Source organism: Microbacterium sp. LjRoot45 (assembly GCF_964253325.1).
Lineage (GTDB): Bacteria > Actinomycetota > Actinomycetes > Actinomycetales > Microbacteriaceae > Microbacterium.
This window is the reverse complement of the sequence record NZ_CAXUQM020000001.1, coordinates 3137927-3155400: the sequence shown is the minus strand read 5'-3', so window position 1 is coordinate 3155400 and position 17474 is coordinate 3137927. Positions and strand designations below refer to the sequence as shown.

Annotated in this window: 20 protein-coding genes; 6 read left to right on the top strand and 14 right to left on the bottom strand. The window is 72.5% G+C overall.

Going from position 1 to position 17474, the window contains the following annotated elements; all coding sequences use genetic code 11:
* Positions 1-238: 238 nt before the first annotated feature.
* Together ACSQ18_RS14965 and ACSQ18_RS14960 are read right to left on the bottom strand one after the other, a co-directional pair.
* The gene (locus ACSQ18_RS14965) at positions 239-1768 is read right to left on the bottom strand and encodes a DUF222 domain-containing protein (protein WP_436038243.1); all 1530 of its coding nucleotides are present in this window, start codon (positions 1766-1768) and stop codon (positions 239-241) included.
* Between the two features lie 249 nt (positions 1769-2017).
* Entirely contained in the window at positions 2018-2386 is a 369-nt protein-coding gene (locus ACSQ18_RS14960; protein ID WP_436038241.1) for a winged helix-turn-helix transcriptional regulator, read from the bottom strand.
* A 111-nt stretch (positions 2387-2497) separates the two neighbouring features.
* Between ACSQ18_RS14960 and ACSQ18_RS14955 the strand changes: the two genes are divergently transcribed.
* A complete protein-coding gene (locus ACSQ18_RS14955; protein WP_436038240.1) occupies positions 2498-3373 on the top strand; it encodes an SDR family oxidoreductase in 876 nt (291 codons plus the stop codon).
* A 294-nt stretch (positions 3374-3667) separates the two neighbouring features.
* Here ACSQ18_RS14955 and ACSQ18_RS14950 read toward each other — a convergent pair whose 3' ends face one another.
* Positions 3668-4021, bottom strand: a complete 354-nt coding sequence (locus tag ACSQ18_RS14950; RefSeq protein WP_436038238.1) for a metalloregulator ArsR/SmtB family transcription factor — start codon at positions 4019-4021, stop codon at positions 3668-3670.
* 85 nt (positions 4022-4106) lie between these two features.
* Between ACSQ18_RS14950 and ACSQ18_RS14945 the strand changes: the two genes are divergently transcribed.
* The 5 genes from ACSQ18_RS14945 to ACSQ18_RS14925 all read left to right on the top strand — a co-directional run bounded on the left by ACSQ18_RS14945 (position 4107) and on the right by ACSQ18_RS14925 (position 8139).
* On the top strand, positions 4107-5426 hold the full coding sequence (locus tag ACSQ18_RS14945) for an NAD(P)-binding domain-containing protein (RefSeq protein WP_436038237.1): 1320 nt from the start codon (positions 4107-4109) through the stop codon (positions 5424-5426).
* A complete protein-coding gene (locus ACSQ18_RS14940) occupies positions 5423-5932 on the top strand; it encodes an N-acetyltransferase family protein (protein ID WP_436038236.1) in 510 nt (169 codons plus the stop codon). Before ACSQ18_RS14945 ends, ACSQ18_RS14940 begins: the two co-directional genes overlap by 4 nt.
* Positions 5933-5997: 65 nt before the next feature.
* On the top strand, positions 5998-6963 hold the full coding sequence (locus ACSQ18_RS14935) for a metalloregulator ArsR/SmtB family transcription factor (RefSeq protein ID WP_436038234.1): 966 nt from the start codon (positions 5998-6000) through the stop codon (positions 6961-6963).
* A 49-nt stretch (positions 6964-7012) separates the two neighbouring features.
* Positions 7013-7438 (top strand): arsenate reductase ArsC, encoded by a 426-nt coding sequence (locus ACSQ18_RS14930; RefSeq protein ID WP_436038233.1) that lies wholly within the window; start codon positions 7013-7015, stop codon positions 7436-7438.
* Positions 7435-8139, top strand: a complete 705-nt coding sequence (locus tag ACSQ18_RS14925; RefSeq protein ID WP_436038231.1) for an aquaporin — start codon at positions 7435-7437, stop codon at positions 8137-8139. The genes ACSQ18_RS14930 and ACSQ18_RS14925 overlap by 4 nt, the downstream gene beginning before the upstream one ends.
* Before the next feature lie 163 nt (positions 8140-8302).
* On the opposite strand, the gene ACSQ18_RS14920 is transcribed toward ACSQ18_RS14925, so the two are convergent.
* The 11 genes from ACSQ18_RS14920 to ACSQ18_RS14870 are packed head-to-tail and all read right to left on the bottom strand — an operon-like array spanning position 8303 to position 17426.
* Positions 8303-9460, bottom strand: a complete 1158-nt coding sequence (locus ACSQ18_RS14920; RefSeq protein ID WP_436038230.1) for a flagellar hook protein FlgE — start codon at positions 9458-9460, stop codon at positions 8303-8305.
* A 25-nt stretch (positions 9461-9485) separates the two neighbouring features.
* Positions 9486-9908, bottom strand: a complete 423-nt coding sequence (locus tag ACSQ18_RS14915) for a flagellar hook assembly protein FlgD (RefSeq protein WP_436038229.1) — start codon at positions 9906-9908, stop codon at positions 9486-9488.
* Positions 9909-9923: 15 nt separating this feature from the next.
* Entirely contained in the window at positions 9924-11441 is a 1518-nt protein-coding gene (locus tag ACSQ18_RS14910; RefSeq protein WP_436038228.1) for an NlpC/P60 family protein, read from the bottom strand.
* Positions 11438-11878, bottom strand: a complete 441-nt coding sequence (locus ACSQ18_RS14905) for a hypothetical protein (protein WP_436038226.1) — start codon at positions 11876-11878, stop codon at positions 11438-11440. The genes ACSQ18_RS14910 and ACSQ18_RS14905 overlap by 4 nt, the downstream gene beginning before the upstream one ends.
* Positions 11875-13170: a FliI/YscN family ATPase gene (locus ACSQ18_RS14900; RefSeq protein ID WP_436038225.1), complete on the bottom strand. Its 1296-nt coding sequence runs from the start codon at positions 13168-13170 to the stop codon at positions 11875-11877. Before ACSQ18_RS14900 ends, ACSQ18_RS14905 begins: the two co-directional genes overlap by 4 nt.
* Complete coding sequence (locus ACSQ18_RS14895) at positions 13167-13787, bottom strand: FliH/SctL family protein (RefSeq protein ID WP_436038223.1); 621 nt, start codon at positions 13785-13787, stop codon at positions 13167-13169. Before ACSQ18_RS14895 ends, ACSQ18_RS14900 begins: the two co-directional genes overlap by 4 nt.
* Positions 13777-14781 carry a flagellar motor switch protein FliG gene (gene fliG / locus ACSQ18_RS14890; RefSeq protein WP_436038222.1) on the bottom strand — a complete coding sequence of 335 codons (1005 nt, stop codon included), beginning with the start codon at positions 14779-14781 and terminating at the stop codon, positions 13777-13779. Before fliG ends, ACSQ18_RS14895 begins: the two co-directional genes overlap by 11 nt.
* A complete protein-coding gene (gene fliF / locus ACSQ18_RS14885) occupies positions 14778-16394 on the bottom strand; it encodes a flagellar basal-body MS-ring/collar protein FliF (RefSeq protein ID WP_436038220.1) in 1617 nt (538 codons plus the stop codon). The genes fliG and fliF overlap by 4 nt, the downstream gene beginning before the upstream one ends.
* Positions 16394-16696 carry a flagellar hook-basal body complex protein FliE gene (gene fliE, locus ACSQ18_RS14880; RefSeq protein WP_436038218.1) on the bottom strand — a complete coding sequence of 101 codons (303 nt, stop codon included), beginning with the start codon at positions 16694-16696 and terminating at the stop codon, positions 16394-16396. The genes fliF and fliE overlap by 1 nt, the downstream gene beginning before the upstream one ends.
* Positions 16696-17088, bottom strand: coding sequence for a flagellar basal body rod protein FlgC (locus ACSQ18_RS14875; RefSeq protein ID WP_436038217.1), 393 nt, complete (start codon positions 17086-17088; stop codon positions 16696-16698). The genes fliE and ACSQ18_RS14875 overlap by 1 nt, the downstream gene beginning before the upstream one ends.
* Positions 17085-17426 carry a flagellar basal body rod protein FlgB gene (locus ACSQ18_RS14870; RefSeq protein WP_144806607.1) on the bottom strand — a complete coding sequence of 114 codons (342 nt, stop codon included), beginning with the start codon at positions 17424-17426 and terminating at the stop codon, positions 17085-17087. Before ACSQ18_RS14870 ends, ACSQ18_RS14875 begins: the two co-directional genes overlap by 4 nt.
* Positions 17427-17474: the final 48 nt, after the last annotated feature.

Sequence of the window (17474 nt, the reverse complement as noted above, 5' to 3'; positions counted from 1 at the left end):
TCTTCGGCTCGTGGGGGGACTGTCGGCCAGCACGGGCGATCCGTTAGTTCGGTCGTGATCCCGGGGTGGGGGACGGCGGGCTGGAGAACCGGTAGGCGAGGAGGCGCGGAGGCGGGGCGGCAGGCGGGGCGGCGCGGAGAAGGGGCGGCAGGCGGGGAGGCGGGGCGGCAGGCGCGGGGAGGCGGGGCGGCGCGGAGGCGGGGCGGCGGGAAAGCGGGGCGGCGCGGAGTAGCTCGGGTCAGAACGGTGGCGGTTCAGGTGACGCCGCGGGCGGCGGCTGCGTGTCGGTATCGTGCGCGACGACGAGCGCGAGGTGCCCGTGGGTGCCTTTCGCGACCGTCGTGGCCGTCGCTGTGGTGAAGGTGAGGGTGCGTGCGGGGTGGTCGGGGTGTTCGCGTCCGGTGGGGCTGGTCCAGTGGAGGATGCCGTCGGGTGTCTGCCGGACGCGCCACGCTGAGTGGTGTTTCAACGTGTGGTGGCGGCGGCAGAGGTGGGCGAGGTTGGTCAGCTCGGTGGGTCCGTCGTGTTCGCGGGCGGTGGTGTGGTCGATGTCGGACCGATAGGTGGGGATGCGGCAGCCGGGGAACCGGCAGTGCTCATCTCTCACCCGGAGGGTGCGTTTGAGGTGGTCGGACGGGCGGTACCGGTCGATGGCGAGGACGGTGCCGGTGACGGGGTGGGTGAGCACCCGGTCCCACCCTGTGGCGGTTCCGGCGAGGCGGAGGGCGGTGGCGGTGTCGATCGGTCCTTTGCCGATGAGTTCGGCGGGGGTGTCGTCCGCCCCGAGCGCGGTGAGGGCGGGGACGGTGACCTGCACGCGGGCGATGATCGCTTCCCCGGCTGGGATGGCGTCGTTGGTGGATTCGGGGGACGCGTGTCCGGTGAGGAGCAGGTCGGCGAACACGTCGGCCCGCACCTCGCTGATCTGGCGGGTGTCGGTGGTGGTGTCGGCCGGGCGGGTGTTGGTGGGGTGGGTGGCGTTGGTCGTGTCGGGGTGGGGGAGGAGTGCACCGTCGGAGGTCGCGCCGACCGCGGCGCCCGCGCTGCCGGCGGTACCACTCGTGCTCGCTCCACCGCCCGCGCGACCGGCGGTACCAATCGTGCTCGCTCCGCCGCCCGCGCTGCGAGCATCCATGACGCGTCTCGCGTATTGGTCGAGGCGGTCGCGGATGCCGTGGGCGATCGCGGCGGGGAGGATCGCGATGAGTTCCGCCATGCCATCGTCGAGGTCACGCACCCACACCTCCCGCTTGGTCGCGGCGACCGTGTGACGTTCCTTCAGGGGAACCAGGTGCAACCGCGTGGCTAACAGCCGTGCGGCGGGCTTGAGCCGTCCCGGTGTCTCCCGCCGCGCGACCTCCAACGTCGCGTCTTCGAACACCGCCCGTGCGGCATCGTCGTCGATCGCAGCCCCGGCATCGACCAGAACCCGCACGTGACCGCGTGACACGTCCCCAGCGGCCCACGCGGCGAACGTCGCGGGGAACTTCTCGACGAGTACGACGGCATCCGACATGTGCTTCTGCACCGTCCTGTCCGACACCCGCGCCGCGGCACCAATCTGCGCCGCAAGAGACCGCATCGGGATGTCCGCCACGGACGTCGGGCCACCGGCATCCTGTGCCATCGCCTGGGCGATCTCGACCGCTTCGGCCAGCAGCGCGACCTCACGGGCTTGGGCTGCGGCGGCGTCGCGGCGGGCGTCGGCGAGCGCGCACAGCAGCGTCTCGATGCGCTGTTGCCATGCGGTGCCGGTGCTGCCTGTCATGCTCCGATTCTTCTCCGGGCCACCGACATTCCAGGCGACAAAACCCAGATCAAGAGTGCTTCCTGTGGATAACTTCCGACACGCCGGGACTGTGGAGAAGGCGACGGCGTTTCGTCTCGCTGCGCTCGCTCAACGACCGAGGGGCGACGCCGACCACGGACCGTTTCGTCTCGCTGGGCTCGCTCAACGACCGGGCTGCGCTCGCTCAACGACCGGGCTGCGCTCGCTCAACGACCGGGCTGCGTTCGCTCAGCGACCGGGGGTGACGATGGTCCCGGCGTTCTCGCCGATCCACGCCATGAGCGGCATCATCCGCTCCATCAACTCGTCGCCGAGCGGGGTGAGCGCGTACTCGACGCGGGGCGGCACCTCGGGGTACGCCGTGCGTGCGACGAGACCGTCCTTTTCGAGCGTGCGGAGCGTCGACGCGAGCATCTTCTCGCTGATGCCCTCCACGGTGCGTCGCAGCTCGCCCCAGCGGATCGTGCCGTCGGTGAGGGCGAGAAGCACGAGCACGCCCCACTTGCTCATGACGTGGTCGAGCACGACGCGCGACGGACACGCCTCTTCGTACACGCCCGGCAGTTCGGCCCGGATCTCCGCAAGACTCACCATCATGTGGGTACCTTACCAAAAAGTGGGTACCCTCTCCGGGGAATGTGATCATCGCGCCCCCGTGTTCGTTCGGGTGAGCGCGGATGCCGTGCTCCTCCCGTGAAAGGACACCCCATGACCATTCTCGTCACCGCCGCCGGCGGCCAGCTCGGACACCTCGTCGTCGATGCGCTCCTGCGCCGCGGCGTCGCCCCGGAGCAGATCGTCGCCGGCGCCCGCACCGTCTCGAAGGTCGTCGACCTCGCCGACCGCGGCGTGCGCGTCGTGCCCCTCGACTACGACGTCCCCGAGACGATCGCGGCCGCCCTCGACGGCGTCGACTCCGTGCTGTTGATCTCCGGTTCGGAGCCCGGTGCCCGCTTCGAGGGTCACCGCCGCGTCATCGAGGCGGCGAAGGAGGCGGGCACCGCGAAGCTCGTCTACACGAGCCTCGCGCACGCCGACACGATCGACTTCGTGCTCGCGCCCGAGCACAAGCAGACCGAGGAGGTGCTCGCCGCCAGCGGTGTGCCTGCCGTCGTCCTGCGCAACAACTGGTACGCCGAGAACTACGTCGCCGACGTTCTCCGTGCCGCCGACACCGGCGTGATCGCCGCGTCCGTCGGTGAGGCGACCGTCGCCGCTGCGAGCCGCGCGGACTACGCGGAGGCTGCCGCCGTCGTGCTCATCGAAGACGGTCACCTCGGCCGCACCTACGAGCTCTCCGGCGACCACGCCGTGTCGTACGCCGACATCGCCGCCGCCGCGACCACCGCGCTCGGTCGCGACGTGGCTTACGTCCCGCTCACGAGTGAGCAGCTGCAGTCGGGGCTCGCGGAAGCGGGACTGGATGCCGGCACGATCGGCTTCGTCTCGGCCATGGAGGACGGCATCGCCCGCGGCGTGCTCTCGCCCGTGCACGACGACCTCGCCCGCCTGATCGGCCGTCCGACGACGCCTCTCGTCGACGCGCTCGGCGAGGCCGTCAGCGCGGCGCGCGTCGCCGGCTGACCCCAAAGAAAGAGAGTGGCGAGCCGACACGATCGCGCCGACGTGGTCGTGTCGGTTCGTGGCGTGTCGGCTCGCGGGGACCCCCCTGCAGGATCTGGGGGAGATCCGAGGGATCCGGCCGGGACCTGGGGGGATCCCGGGATCGGTCGCCATACCGCGGGCTGCGGCTTCCTGGCACGTCTTCCGGGCCGCGCAGCTCGCCCGCGAGGGGTGAGGGAAGCGAGGCTCGAGGGCGACTATCGGCAGGTCGGCCCCGCGCGTTAGGCGGGTGCGCGCACGAGTTCGCGGCCGAGGCTACGTGGTGGCGAGCAGCGCCGACACGCGTAGGAGCGAGCCCGGGACGAGGCGGTAGTACGCCCAGGTGCCGCGCTTGGAGCGGGAGAGGAAGCCGGCCTCGGTGAGCACCTTCAGGTGGTGGGAGACGGTCGGCTGGGAGAGGCCGATCGGCTCGATGAGATCGCACACGCACGCCTCCTCGCCCTCGGACGACGCAACGATCGACAGGAGCCGGAGGCGGGCGGGATCCGCGAGCGCCTTCAGGGTCGCGGCGAGGTGCTCGGCATCGGACTGGCCGAGGGGCTCCTGCACCAGCGGGGCGCAGCACGCCGGGGCAGGGGTGGCGTCCGTGAGCTCGAGCATCGTGACCATACATCGACCATAGTCGATATTGACAGTTATCGATACATGTGGCGATACTGAACATCGACAACCGTCGATCTTTCGAAGGGTCCTGATGACGCTGCTCGACCTCACCCCTCGCCCCGTGACCACCGATCGCCTCGCCGCCCTGCCGGTGCTGATTATCGGCGCCGGTCCGATCGGACTCGCCGCCGCCGCGCACCTCGTGGAGCGGGGCATCCAGTTCACCGTGCTCGAAGCCGGTGACACCGTGGCATCCTCTGTCCGCCGCTGGGGTCACACGCGGCTGTTCTCGCCGTGGCGGCACCTCATCGACCCCGCCTCCCGCCGCCTGCTCGAGAGGGCGGGCTGGACCCCGCCGACCGACGAGGGTGCGTCGCCCACCGGTGGCGAGCTCGTCAACGACTACCTCGCCCCGCTGGGAGCCCTGCCCGAGATCGCCTCGCGCATCCGGTTCGGTGTGCGGGTGGTCGCCGTGACCCGCGAGGGGATGGACCGCACCCGCTCCGCCGGTCGTGCAGCGACGCCGTTCCTCTTGCGCCTCCACACCGCCGACGGTGACGTCGAGGAGATCACAGGGCGCGCGGTGATCGACGCGTCCGGCACGTACACGACGCCCAACCCGCTCGCCTCGACCGGCCTGGACCCGCTCGGCGCGGATGCCGTGAGCGCCCGGGTCATGCACGCGCTGCCCGACGTCCGAGGTGTCGATCGCGCCCGCTTCGAGGGGGCGCACACCGTCGTCGTGGGCGCTGGTCACTCGGCGGCGAACACGCTGATCGCGCTCGCCGAACTGACGGCGGAGAACCCGGCGACGCGAGTGACGTGGCTGATCCGGCATCCGTCCGCCGTCCGGGTGTCGTCGTCGCCGGACGATGAACTCTCCGATCGCGCCGAGCTCGGCTCGCGCGTGGAACGGCTCGTCGGCTCCGGCCGGGTCGCGCTCGTGGACTCGTTCGAGATCTCCCGGCTGAGCCTCCACGAGGAGGCGGTGCGCATCATCGGGAGGCGGCGCGGGGAGGACGCGTTCCTCGACGCGGACGTCATCGTCAACGCCACCGGCTTCCGGCCCGACCTGTCGATGCTCCGCGAGGTGCGGCTCGAGCTGGACGAGGTCGTCGAGGCGCCGAAGCGTCTGGCGCCGCTGATCGACCCGAATCTGCATTCCTGCGGCACCGTCGCCCCTCACGGGTTCACGGAGCTGCGGCATCCCGAGGAGGGCTTCTTCGTCGTCGGGATGAAGTCCTACGGGCGCGCGCCGACGTTCTTGCTGGCCACCGGCTACGAGCAGGTGCGTTCCGTCACCGCGTGGCTCGACGACGACCTCCCGGCTGCCACGCAGGTGGAGCTCACGCTCCCCGCCACGGGCGTCTGCTCGACCGACGTCGGCGGCTCGGGCGCGTGCTGCGCATGACCGCCGTACGCGCGATGACCGCCGCGGACTGGCCGCAGGTCGAGGCCATCTTCGCGGCGGGCATCGCCGGGGGCGAAGCCACCTTCGAGACCGCGACGCCCGCGTGGGACGCGTTCGACGCCGGCAAGCTCGCGGAGTCGCGGCTCGTGGCCGTCGGCGACGACGGAGCGGTACGGGGGTGGGTCGCGGCGTCGCGCGTGTCGACGCGCGAGGCCTACCGGGGGGTGATCGAGCACTCCGTGTACGTGCATCCCGAGCATCGCGGTGAGGGAATCGGACGACTCCTGCTCGACGCGTTCATCGCTGCCTCCGAGGATGCCGGGGTGTGGACGATCCAGTCGAGCGTCTTCCCCGAGAACACGGCCAGCCTCCGACTGCACGAGGCGGCCGGGTTCCGTGTCGTCGGGCGCCGGGAGCGCATCGCCCGCAGCGCGCTCGGGCCGCACGCCGGATCGTGGCGGGACACGGTCCTGATCGAGCGCCGCTCGGCTCGCAACGGCGGCTGAGCGACCCTTCTCCGCGGCTGAGGCGACTCGCGCCACTCGATCCGCCCGCCGATAGACTGCCGTCTATGAATACGGTGGGGGACGCTCCGGCGCTGGCGGTGCTCGCCGACCCCACGCGCGCCCGCATCGTCCGTCTCATCCGCGAGGCCGACGGCGGCCGGGCGATGGTCAGCCGGCTCGCCGAGCAGCTCGGCCTGCGCCAGCCCACCGTGAGTCATCACATGGCCGCGCTGCACGCGGAGGGCCTCGTGGTTCGCGAACCTGAGGGGCGCCGCGTCTGGTACTCGATCCACCCCGACGAAGCCGAACGCGTCGCCGCGCTCCTCGGCACGCCCGCGGCCTCGGCGGAGGAGCCGGATTGGGAGCGGATGGTCGACGACCTCGCGGCCCGCTATCGGGGCGTGTTCAGTCGCGAGACCGTCGAGGGATGCCTCGACGACTCGCGCGCCCTGCTCGCTGCCCGCGGCCCTGCGCCGCTGTTCGCCTCGCGCGTGGCGGCGTTCACGGCATCCCGCCTGGACGACCTGCACCGCATCGAGGAGCACGGGGTCGAGGAGCGCGGGGTCGAGCCGGGCGGCGAGGGGAGCGGGGCCGAGCCACGTGGCGAGAGCGCGAGGTTGGCCGAGAGCCCGACGGTGCTGTTCGTGTGCGTGCAGAACGCCGGACGGTCGCAGCTCGCCGCCGGCATCCTGCGCCAGCTCGCCGGGGACAGGGTCGTCGTCCGCACGGCGGGGTCGGCCCCCGCCGCCGAGGTGCGCTCCGCGATCGTGACGGCGCTGGACGAGATCGGTGTGCCGCTGGGCGGCGAGTTCCCCAAGCCCCTCACCGACGAGGCCGTTCGGGCGGCCGACGTCGTCGTGACGATGGGATGCGGCGACGCCTGCCCGGTCTATCCCGGGCGTCGCTACCTCGACTGGGATCTCGCCGATCCGGTGGGTCAGCCTCTCGCGACGGTCCGCGCGATCCGCGACGACATCGCGGGCCGTGTCCGCGCACTGCTGGCCGAGATTCTTCCCGCCCCGACTTCCTGATTCATAGACAACGGTCTATGCTTCTCGGTGAGAGAGAGCGAGACCTGCCATGACCGGGAAGCCCACCGTCCTTTTCGTCTGCGTCCACAACGCCGGCCGTTCGCAGATGGCCGCCGGCTACCTGCAGCACCTGGCCGGCGATCGCGTCGAGGTGCTGTCCGCGGGCTCGGCGCCCAAGGACCAGATCAATCCGGTCGCCGTCGAGGCGATGGCCGAAGAGGGAATCGACATCGCGGGGGGCACGCCGAAGCTGCTGACCGTCGACGCCGTCAAGGAGTCCGACGTCGTCATCACGATGGGGTGCGGCGACGCGTGCCCGATCTTCCCCGGGAAGCGCTACGAGGACTGGCAGCTCGACGACCCGGCGGGCCAGGGCATCGATGCCGTCCGTCCCATCCGCGACGAGATCCGCTCCCGCATCGAAGGCCTCATCGCCGAGCTGCTCCCGGCGGGCGACGCGGCACACCGATCGTGACGCCGCTTCCGCTCTGGCGGCGCGGCATCGCCGAGTTCGTGGGCACCGGACTGCTGGTGGCCGTCGTCGTCGGCTCGGGGATCGCCGCCCAGCGGCTCTCCACCGACGTCGGCCTGCAGCTGCTCGAGAACTCCCTCGCCACCGCGCTGGGGCTCGGGGTGCTCATCGTCCTGCTCGCTCCCGTCTCGGGCGCGCACTTCAACCCCGTCGTCTCCCTCGCCGACGTCGTCCTGCGCCGCCGCAACGGACTGCCTGCGCGTGAGCTCGCGGTCTATCTCCCCGCGCAGATCGCCGGCGGCATCGGCGGTGCGGTGCTGGCGGGCGCGATGTTCGCCGCGCCGATCGCGATCTCGCGCACCGACCGCGCCGACGCGGCGACGTTCCTCGCGGAGGTCGTCGCGACCGCGGGACTCGTCCTGCTCATCATGGGACTCGTCCGCGCCGGTCGGTCCGCCGCCGTGATCGCGTGCGCCGTCGGTGCGTACATCGGGGCGGCCTACTGGTTCACGAGCTCGACGTCGTTCGCGAACCCGGCCGTGACGATCGCCCGGATCTTCACCGACACGTTCGCCGGCATCGCTCCGGCATCCGTGCTCCCCTTCCTCGCCGCACAGCTGCTGGGCGCCGGGGTCGGGGTGCTGCTGACGGTCGTACTCTTCCCGCGCACCGCACCGGCGGAACCGTCGACGCCGGCTCCCTGAGCGACCCGCGCGGGATGCCGTGGCATCCATCTCGCGGGCCGGGGTGACCGGATTGCGGAGATACGCAGGATCGCGGATGCCGCGGGGCCATCCGCTCCGAAATCGTGCACATCTCCGCAATCCTGCGCGCGAGAGTGGGAGAGGAGCACACGCACCCCCCGCACTACCTCTTCAGGTTGGTGAGCTCCTGCAGCACCTCGTCGCTCGTGGTGATGATGCGCGCGTTCGCCTGGAAACCGCGCTGGGCGACGATGAGGTTGGTGAACTCCTGCGAGAGGTCGACGTTCGACATCTCCAGCGCGCCGCTGACCAGCTCGCCGAGCCCGTCGCTGCCGGCGACGCCGACCTGGGCCGCACCGGAGTTGGCGCCCACGCGGTACTGCGACGAGCCCGCCTTCTCGAGGCCCTCCGGGTTGTCGAAGGATGCCAGGGCGATCTGCGCGAGCACCTGACTCGCTCCGTTGCTGAACGAGCCGACGAGGCTTCCGTCGGCGGTGAGCGTGTACGACACGAGGGCACCGGAGGCGCGGCCGTCCTGACCGGTGAGGGCGACGGTGCGGAGGTTCGCGAAGCCGGTGACGCCGGACAGGTCGACGGTCACCCCGCCGGAGACGAGGGATGCCGGTGCCGTGAGCGCGCCATCGGTGAACGCGAGCGGGGTGGTGGCGGTGCCGTCGCTGGCATCCCATCCCGCGGCCGTGCGCGTGAAGGTGAGCGTGAGCTGACGGGCGGTGCCCTCGCCGTCGTAGACCGTGATGTCGCGGACGATCTCGGTGCCCACCGCGGCGTCGGCGGGGAGGTTGCCGGTGACGCTGGCGTTCTCGGTGGCCACGGCGGGGGAGGTCGCTCCGACGGGGAGCTCGACGGTGCCGATGGGGGTGCCGGTGGCGATGACGCCGTTGGCGGCGGTCCACCCCTGCACGAGGGCGCCGTCGGCGGTCGTGAGGCGACCCGCGGCGTCGAACGAGAAGCCGCCGTTGCGGGTGTAGAGCGTCTCGGCGCCCTTGCGCACGACGAAGAAGCCGTCGCCGGCGATCATGAGGTCGGTCGGCACGCCGGTGGTCTGGGCGGAGCCCTGCGCGAAGTTGGTGCGGATCGCGGCGATCTGCGTGCCGAGGCCGACCTGGGCGGCGTTCGAGCCGCCGGCGCCGTCCTGCGCGGCACGGGAGTTCTGGACGATCTGCGACAGCGTGTCCTGGAACTGCACCGAGCCGGCCTTGAAGCCGATGGTGTTGACGTTGGCGATGTTGTTTCCGGTGACATCGAGCATCGTCTGGTGGGAGCGGAGACCGGAGATGCCGGCGTAGAGCGAACGGAGCATGGTGGGGGTGCCCTTCTGGTGGGGGTCAGGAAGCGGAGATGCCCGACACGGCGTCGAGCGGGACGGTGGCGTCGCCGATGGTGACGAGGGGAACGCTGTTCTCGAACGAGACCTTCGTGACGAGGCCCGTGCGGGTGACGCCGTCGGCGTCGACGTAGGAGGCCTGCGTGCCGACGAGACCGGCGGCGGTCTGGCGCATGCTGAGCGCGAAGCTCTCGGTGAACGTGTCGGCTAGGGCGGTGAGCTGCTCCATCATGGCGAGCTGCGTCGCCTGCGCCATCATCTCGTTCGTGTCGAGCGGGGAGCTGGGGTCCTGGTTCTTCATCTGCGCGACGAGAAGCTGCAGGAACACCTCCGCGTCGAGCGCCTTCTTCGGTGGCGTGGCGGGGGCGGTGGCGCCCGTACCGGCGGTGGCGGTGGGGGCGGAGACGGCGGCGACGGGCGGCATGGGGGTCCTCTCGGGTCAGGCGTACAGGTCGACGCCGGTGCCGGCGGTCGAGGTCGGGTCGGGTGTGGCGGAGACGGATGCCGCGAGGGCGACGGGCGCCTCGGCATCCCTCGAGGCGGTGCGGTCGGAGCCGCTGTGGCCGGACCCGTTCTGGCCGGACCCGTTCTGGCCGGGACCGCTCTGGCCGGGGCCGGGGCCGGTGCTCCCGCCGCCCGCGCCCGCGAGGGTGCCGGATGCGGTGCCCAGCGTGCTGCTCAGCGTGGTGCCGTCGCGGCCAGCATCCGCGGCCGTCACGGCGATCGAGGAGTGCGGCATGAGAACGGCGAGGTCGCGGCGGAGGTCGACGAGCAGCGACCGGAGGGCGTCGCGGCCGGCGGCGGTGCCCGAAGCGAGCTCGACCGAGATGCTGCCTCCGGAGATGCGGGCCTTCACGGTGACGGGCCCGAGGTCGTCGGGGGAGACGCGGAGCGTGAGGGTGTGCTGGCCGTCACCGCCGCGGACGAGGGATGCCACGGGCGCCGCGAGTTGCTGCGTGAGCGGGGGTGCGGGGGCGGCCGGAGCGGCGACCGCGGCCGGCGCCGACACCGTCGCGGCGGCGGCCGGAGCGGCCGTTCCGGCGAGAGCCGGGTTCGTGAGCCCCGGGAGGAGGTCGGCGCCGCCGGTGGCGGTGGTGCCGGTGGCGGTGGTGCCGGTGGCGGTGGTGGCGGTGGTGCCGAGCTCCCGCAGCGCGACCGCGGCCAGCGAGGCGACGCCCGCCGCGGCACCGCCCGAGCCGCTGCCGGAGGTGAGGAGCGGAGCGACAGACGCGAGCAGCTGCGACGCGGCCGCCTGCGTGACCGATCCCGACGACGAGCCGGAGGCCGCGGCGACGGCGGAGAGCGTCGCGGCGAGCGTCGGGGCACCGGAGGGCGTGACTGCTGCCGTTGCCGCCTGGACGCTCGCCGCCTGCCCGCTCGCCGACTGCCCGGGCGGAGGCACGACGCGACGGATGGTGGCGAGGTCGGCATCCTTCAGCCAGTTGTTGCGATACTCGACGACCTTGCCCGGGCTCGGCGCGTGGATGACCATGCCGTCGCCCGCGTAGATGACGATGTGCCCCTCGCCCTTCGTGACGAGGAGGTCGCCGGGCTGGGCGTCGGCCAGTGACGGCACCTCGACGCCGATGTCGGCCTGATCCTGCACGACGCGCGGCGCGTCGATCCCGAGATCGGCGAGCACGCGCTGCACGAGCCCCGAGCAGTCCATGCCCGAGCGGTCCTCGCCGCCGAAGACGTACGGCACCCCCAGGTACGACTTCGCCTGCGCGACGATGTCGCCGCCGTCGACAGGTCCCGAGGGGAGGGCCGGTACGGCGCCGACGGCTCCGGCATCCTTCACCGCCGTCGCGAACGCGGCGGCCGTCGAGCTCGTCGCGCTCGCCGTCTCGCCGGTCGTCGCCGGCACGGCCGCGTCGACGGAGAGCGTGCGGATGCGCTGCTGGATGTCGTCGATGCGGCCCAGTGCGGACACGAGGGTGGGGGCGACGGGAGTCATGCGTGCTCCTCCGGGGACGGGGTGGCGGATGCCGGTCGGCCCACCGCGATCTCATCGAGTGCGGCCTGTTCCGCGCGCAGCGTGCGCTGCTGCTCGCGTCGGTCGTGCGCCTCGGCGAGGCGTTCGAGGCCGTGCTCGTCGATGCGGGCGGCGGCGTGCGCGGCGCGGGCGGTCTCGACCTCGGCCGCCTGTGCGTCGCGCAGCGCGTGGAGGTCGGAGAGCAGACTGCGGGCGGCGACCCGACTGGCCGCCAACGCCGCGAGCGTGCGGACGTCTTCGGGCGCGTCGACGTCTGTCGTCAGCGACGCCCGCAGGTGCCGGTCGCGCGCTTCCGTGTGCGCGTGCTCCAGGGCCGCGCGCGACAGGCGCTCGGCGGCGGCGCGCTCCTGCACGCCGCGCACGCGCAGCAGTCCGGCGAGGGGGAAGCCGCGGCTCATGAGAGGTCTCCGAACGAGGCGACGAGGTCGTCGAGTCGGCGCCAGGACTGCTCCGGGGTCGACCGCTCGTCGAGGGACTGGGTGAGGAACGCCGTGATGTCGCGTTCGTGGGCGATCGCGGCGTCGACCCGCGGGTCCGCCCCCGCGCGGTAGGCGCCGATGCCGATGAGGTCGCGGGCGTCCTGGCGCGCGGCGAGGACCGTGCGCAGGCGCGCGGCCAGGGCGCGCTGGTGCGGGGCGGCGACCTTGCCCTCCAGGCGCGAGACCGAGCCCAGCACGTCGATCGCGGGGTGGTGGCCCGTCACGGCGAGGGATCGGTCGAGCACGAGATGGCCGTCGAGGATCGAGCGGACCGTGTCCGCCACGGGCTCGTTGTGGTCGTCACCCTCCACGAGCACCGTGTACACGCCCGTGATCGACCCCTGCCGGTCGGTGCCGGCCCGCTCCAGGAGCCGCGCGAGCACCGGGAACGTCGATGGCGGGTAGCCGCGCGTCGCGGGGGGCTCGCCCGCCGCCAGCCCGATCTCGCGCTGCGCCATCGCCACCCGTGTGAGCGAGTCCATCATCAGCATGACGTGGCCCCCGGCATCCCGGAACGCCTCCGCGATGCGCGTGGCGGTGGACGCGGCGCGCAGCCGTGCGAGCGCCGGCTGATCCGAGGTCGACACCACGACGACCGACCGTGCCAGGCCCTCGGTGCCGAGGTCGTCCTCGATGAACTCGCGCACCTCGCGGCCGCGCTCGCCGACGAGGGCGATCACGTTCGCGTCGGCGCCCGACCCGCGCGCGATCATCGACAGCAGCGACGACTTGCCCACGCCGGAACCGGCGAACAGTCCCATGCGCTGTCCGCGGCCGATCGGGGTGAGCGTGTCGATCGCGCGCACGCCGGTCGCGAGCGGCTCGGCGATCCGCACCCGCTCCATGACGGGCGGCGGCTCGTGGTCCAGCCCCACGCGCGGCGCCGTGAGGGGGCCGAGGTCGTCGATCGGTCGGCCCAGGCCGTCGATGATGCGGCCGAGCACGCCCGCGCCCACGGGCACACGCACCCGGCCCGCCTGCGATCGTGCGCGCTCGCCGACCCGGATGCCGTCGCTCACCGTCAGCGGCATGCACCGCAGCGCTCCCCGCTCGGCGGCGACCACCTCGGCCGTCACGTCGTCGCCGATCGTGACGAGGTCGCCGACGGCGCCCGTGAGGCCGCGCACCTCGACGCCCAGCCCGACGACGCGCGACACGGTGCCCGTCCGCTCGGGGCGGGCGGCGTCGAGGATCGCACCCCAGCCGCTCACGTCGTCTCCTCCGCGAGGGCGGCCCGTGCCCGGGCGAGCGCCTCCGCGACGCGCAGGTCGATGTCGCCGTCCGACACGCGCACGACCGCGTCGCCCGACGCGAGCGCGGGCGAGGACTCGATCGCGACACCCTCGGGCACCTCGCCGAGTCGCTCCAGAGTGGCGAGGTCGTCCGCGCTGAGCACGACGACGGCATCCGCGGATTCGCCCACCGCGCGCTCGGCGCGGGACACCGCGACGCGGGCGGCGTGCACAGGGTGCGACAGCTCCCGCGCGAGGATCGCCTCGGCCACGTCGAGCGCGAGGGTCCAGATCTTCTCCTCGGCGAGCCCGGCGATCATGTCGAGTCGGTCGCGGAGGGATGCCGCGGCCTTCTCGAGCCCGGCCCGTGCCTCGGCGGCGGCCGCCGCGTCGGTCTCCCGCGCGCTGCGGCGTTCGGCATCCGCGCGCTCCGCCGCCTCGGCGGCCTCGGCGGCGGCGATCCGCAGACCCTCCGCGTACCCGAGGGCGTGTCCCTGCGTGCGGGCGCGTTCGCGTTCCCGGTCGCTGCCGGCGGGGGTCAGTCGGGGGATCTCCCGACGCACGAAGGGGATCGGGGCGGCGGGTTCAGGCGACATACTCGTCCTCGTCGCCGCGTCGCACGCGGATGTCGCCGTCGGCGGCGAGGCTGCGGATGGTGCGGACGATCTCGGCCCGCGCCTCCTCCACCTGCGAGACCCGCACCGATCCGAGCACGCGCGACTCCTCGTCGAGCGTCTCGCGGTTGCGTTCGGTCATGTTCCGGCGGATGACGGCGGCGACCTCCTGCGGGGCACCCTTCAGCGCGAGCGCCAGCACGCGGATCTCGATGCCGCGGAGCACCCGCTGCGCGTCACGGTCGTCGAGCACGACGAGGTCGGCGAACGTGAACATGCGGGAGCGGATGTCCTCGGCCAGGGTGCTGTCGCGCGCCTCGAGGTTCGACAGCAGTGCCTTCTCCACCGTCGCGTCGGAGCGGTTGATGATGTCCACGAGCGGCTGCACCCCGCCGAGCGTCTCGCGGGAGTCGCGCGTCGCGAACACCCCCGACCGGGCGCGGAGGGCGCCCGCGACGATCGACACGGCATCCTGTGACGCCGTGCCCATCGTCGCGATCGCGTGGGCGACGTCGGTGCGCGCCGGGTCGGACAGCTCCGCGAGCACGGCGGCGGCGCGGTCGACCGGCAGGTGGGCGAGCACGAGGGCGATCGTCTGCGGCAGTTCGCTCTCGACGACCGAGGCGATCTGGGCCGGCTCGATCGCCGTGAGGAAGTCGAACGACGAGCCGGTCATCGCCGACGACACCTTCGTCAGCACGCCGGCCGCCCGCTCCGAGCCGAACGACGCCTCCAGCAGTCCCGTGGCGAGATCGCGACCGCCGCGCGCCGGCGGGAGGTGACCCTGCGCCACGCGGTGGAAGTCGGTGAGGGCCGCGTTCGTCGTCTCGGCGTCGAGATCGCGCAGGCGGATGATCTCCGCCGCGATCGCCTCGGCTTCGTCGTCGCCGAGGTGCTTCATGACCTCGACCGCGAGGCTGCGGTCGAGATTCATCATCACGACCGCGGCCGTCTGGGCCCCCGTCAGCGCACTCATGCGTCCTGCCGATCGCGGACGAGCTGTCGGAGCAGGTCGGCGGCCTTCGCCGGGTCGCGGCGCGCGAAGTCGCCGATCTCGGCGCGGCGGCGGTCGAGAGTCACCTGGCTGAGCTCGGGCTCCGGGTCGGGCTCGAGGGCCGCCGTCGCGAGCAGGTCGGGCGTGATCGGGTCGAGCTGCGGCGTCGGCAGCCCCTGCGTCAGGGCGTCGAACGCGTCGAGCGGTTCGCCGACCGGCGTGAGCGTCAGCACGCGCGACTCGGCCGCCCGGCGGCGCCGGCGGTTCACCACGACGATCGTGACGATGCCCACGACGACGGCGAACAGCACCGCCCCGGCGATGACCGCGATGCGGGTCGTCTCGGCAGCGCGTTCGGCGGCCTCCGCCTCGCGCGCCGCCTCCAGCGCCGCCTGCGCGTCGGTGGCGGCCACCGCGCTGAACGGGACGACCTCGACGGTCACGGCATCCCCGCGGTCGGGATCGATGCCGGCGGCGGTGGTGACCAGTGCGGTCAGCTGGTCGACGTCGAGGCCTTCTGCGGCGGCCGCATCGACGGCGACCGCGACGGTCTGGCGGGTGAGCGCCCCGGCGGGCGTCGTCGTGCTCTCGACCGACTTGCTGATGACGTTCGTGCGGGTCGTCTGCGTCGACTCGTAGGTTCCGCCGTCGCCGGCACCCGCCGCGACCTCCGCGCCCAGCACGCCGGGGTCGGCTCCGGTGCCCGTGTAGGTCTCGGACGAGGTCTCCTCGGTGGCGGGCGGGGCGCCTTCGACGGGCACGTAGGTCTCGTCGATGCGTTCGCTCGTCGCGTGCTCCATGACGGCCGAGACCGAGACGGTCGCGTGGCCCGCGCCGACGACCGTGTCGAGCAGGTCCTGCACGTTCGCCGCCGTGCGCACCTCGTAGGCGCCCGCCTGCTGATCCGTCCCGCGGGTGAGGTCGCCCCCGACGGCCGACAGCGTGCGGCCCGTGCTGTCGATGACGGCGACGTCTTCGGGCTTCATGCCGCTGACCGCGGCCGACGTCAGGTGCACGATCGCCTCGACCTGCTCGGCCGACAGCGTCGTACTGTTCGCGGTCTCGATGAACACGGATGCCGTCGGGTCGACCTTTTCGGAGACGAACACGCTCTCCTCGGGGATCGCGAGCTGCACCGACGCCGTCGTGACGTTGTCGAGCGCCCCGATCGTGCGCGCCAGCTCGCCCTCGATCGCCCGCTTGTAGGTGACGGACTGCTGGAACTCGGAGCTCGTCACCCCCATCGTGTCGAACAGGGAGTACCCGTCGGTGCGGGCGCGGGGCAGGCCCGACGCGGCGGCCGCGAGTCGCTGCTCGTACACGTCGGCCTCGGCCACGAGCACCGTCGAGCCGCCGTCGGCGAGCTCGTAGGGCACGGATGCCGCGCGCAGCTGCTCGACGACGGCGCTCGCGTCTTCCGCGCCGAGGCCTGAGAAGAGGGGCGACATCGCGGGGCGCGACAGCCAGCTGGACAGCGCGACAGCGCCCATCACGAGCACGGCGATCCCGATGATCGCGATGGTGCGCTGGGCGAGGGAGAAGGAGGAGACGGCGGCGCGCAGGCGGCCGAAGACGGAGGTGACGGCGGCGGGCATCAGGCTTGCATCCGCATGATCTCGTTGAACGCCTCGACGCCCTTGTTGCGCACGGCCGCGACCAGCTCAAGGGTGACCGACGCGCGGGTCGACGCGATCATCGCGGAGTGGATGTCGTCGAGGTCACCGGTGACGGCGGCGACGCTCAGCGCGTTCGAGGTGGACTGGAGGCTCCGCAGATCGTCGATCGCCCCCGTGATGCTCTCGCCGAAAGAGGCGCCCGCGTCGGTGGACGAGGTCGTGAGCGAGGGGAGGGGCAGCGACGATGCGTCGATCCCCGAGATCCCGGACAGCGGCGGCATCAGTGCCTCCCGATCTGCAGCGCTGCCTCATACGAGGTCTTGGCGCGGTCGACGACGGCGGCGTTGGCCTGGTAGCCGCGCTGGGCGAGGATGAGATAGCTCATCTGCTCGCCCAGATCGATGTCGGGGTAGCGCACGTAGCCGGCCTCGTTGGCGAGCGGGTTGGTCGGTTCGTAGACGAGACGGCCCTCGCCACTGCCCCAGACGACGCCCGCGACGTCGACACCGCCCCGCGCATCGTCGGCCTGCACCGCCACGTACCGCTGACGGAACGCCTCCTCGTCGCCGGAGACGGCCGTGTTCATGTTGGAGATGTTGTCGCTGAGGGCGTCGAGCCACACGCGATGCGCGGTCATGCCGGAGCCCGCGATGCCGATGGCGTCGAACGTCATGATGTCCTCAGCGCCGTCTGCACCGACGAGAACGCGCCACCGACCGCCTGCGAGGCGAACTGGAACCGCAGCACGGTGTCGATGTTGGCGAGGGTCTCGGTGTCGAGCTCGACGTTGTTGCCGTTGAGCCGGGTCGCGGCCGTCGACTCCGACACCGACGCGGCGACGTGGCCGTCACCCCGCGCGACGGATGCCGCGAGCTCCCGTTCGAACGACACGATCTTCGCGTGGTAGCCGGCGGTGTTGACGTTGGCGATGTTGTCGGCGATGGCGCGTTGGCGCTGCGACAGCCCGTCGAGTGCGCTCGTGAGCGCGGCGGTGGTCACTGATTCGAGCACGAAACTGCTTTCGTCTTCGGATGAGTGGCCGATCCGTGGCCGGGGACG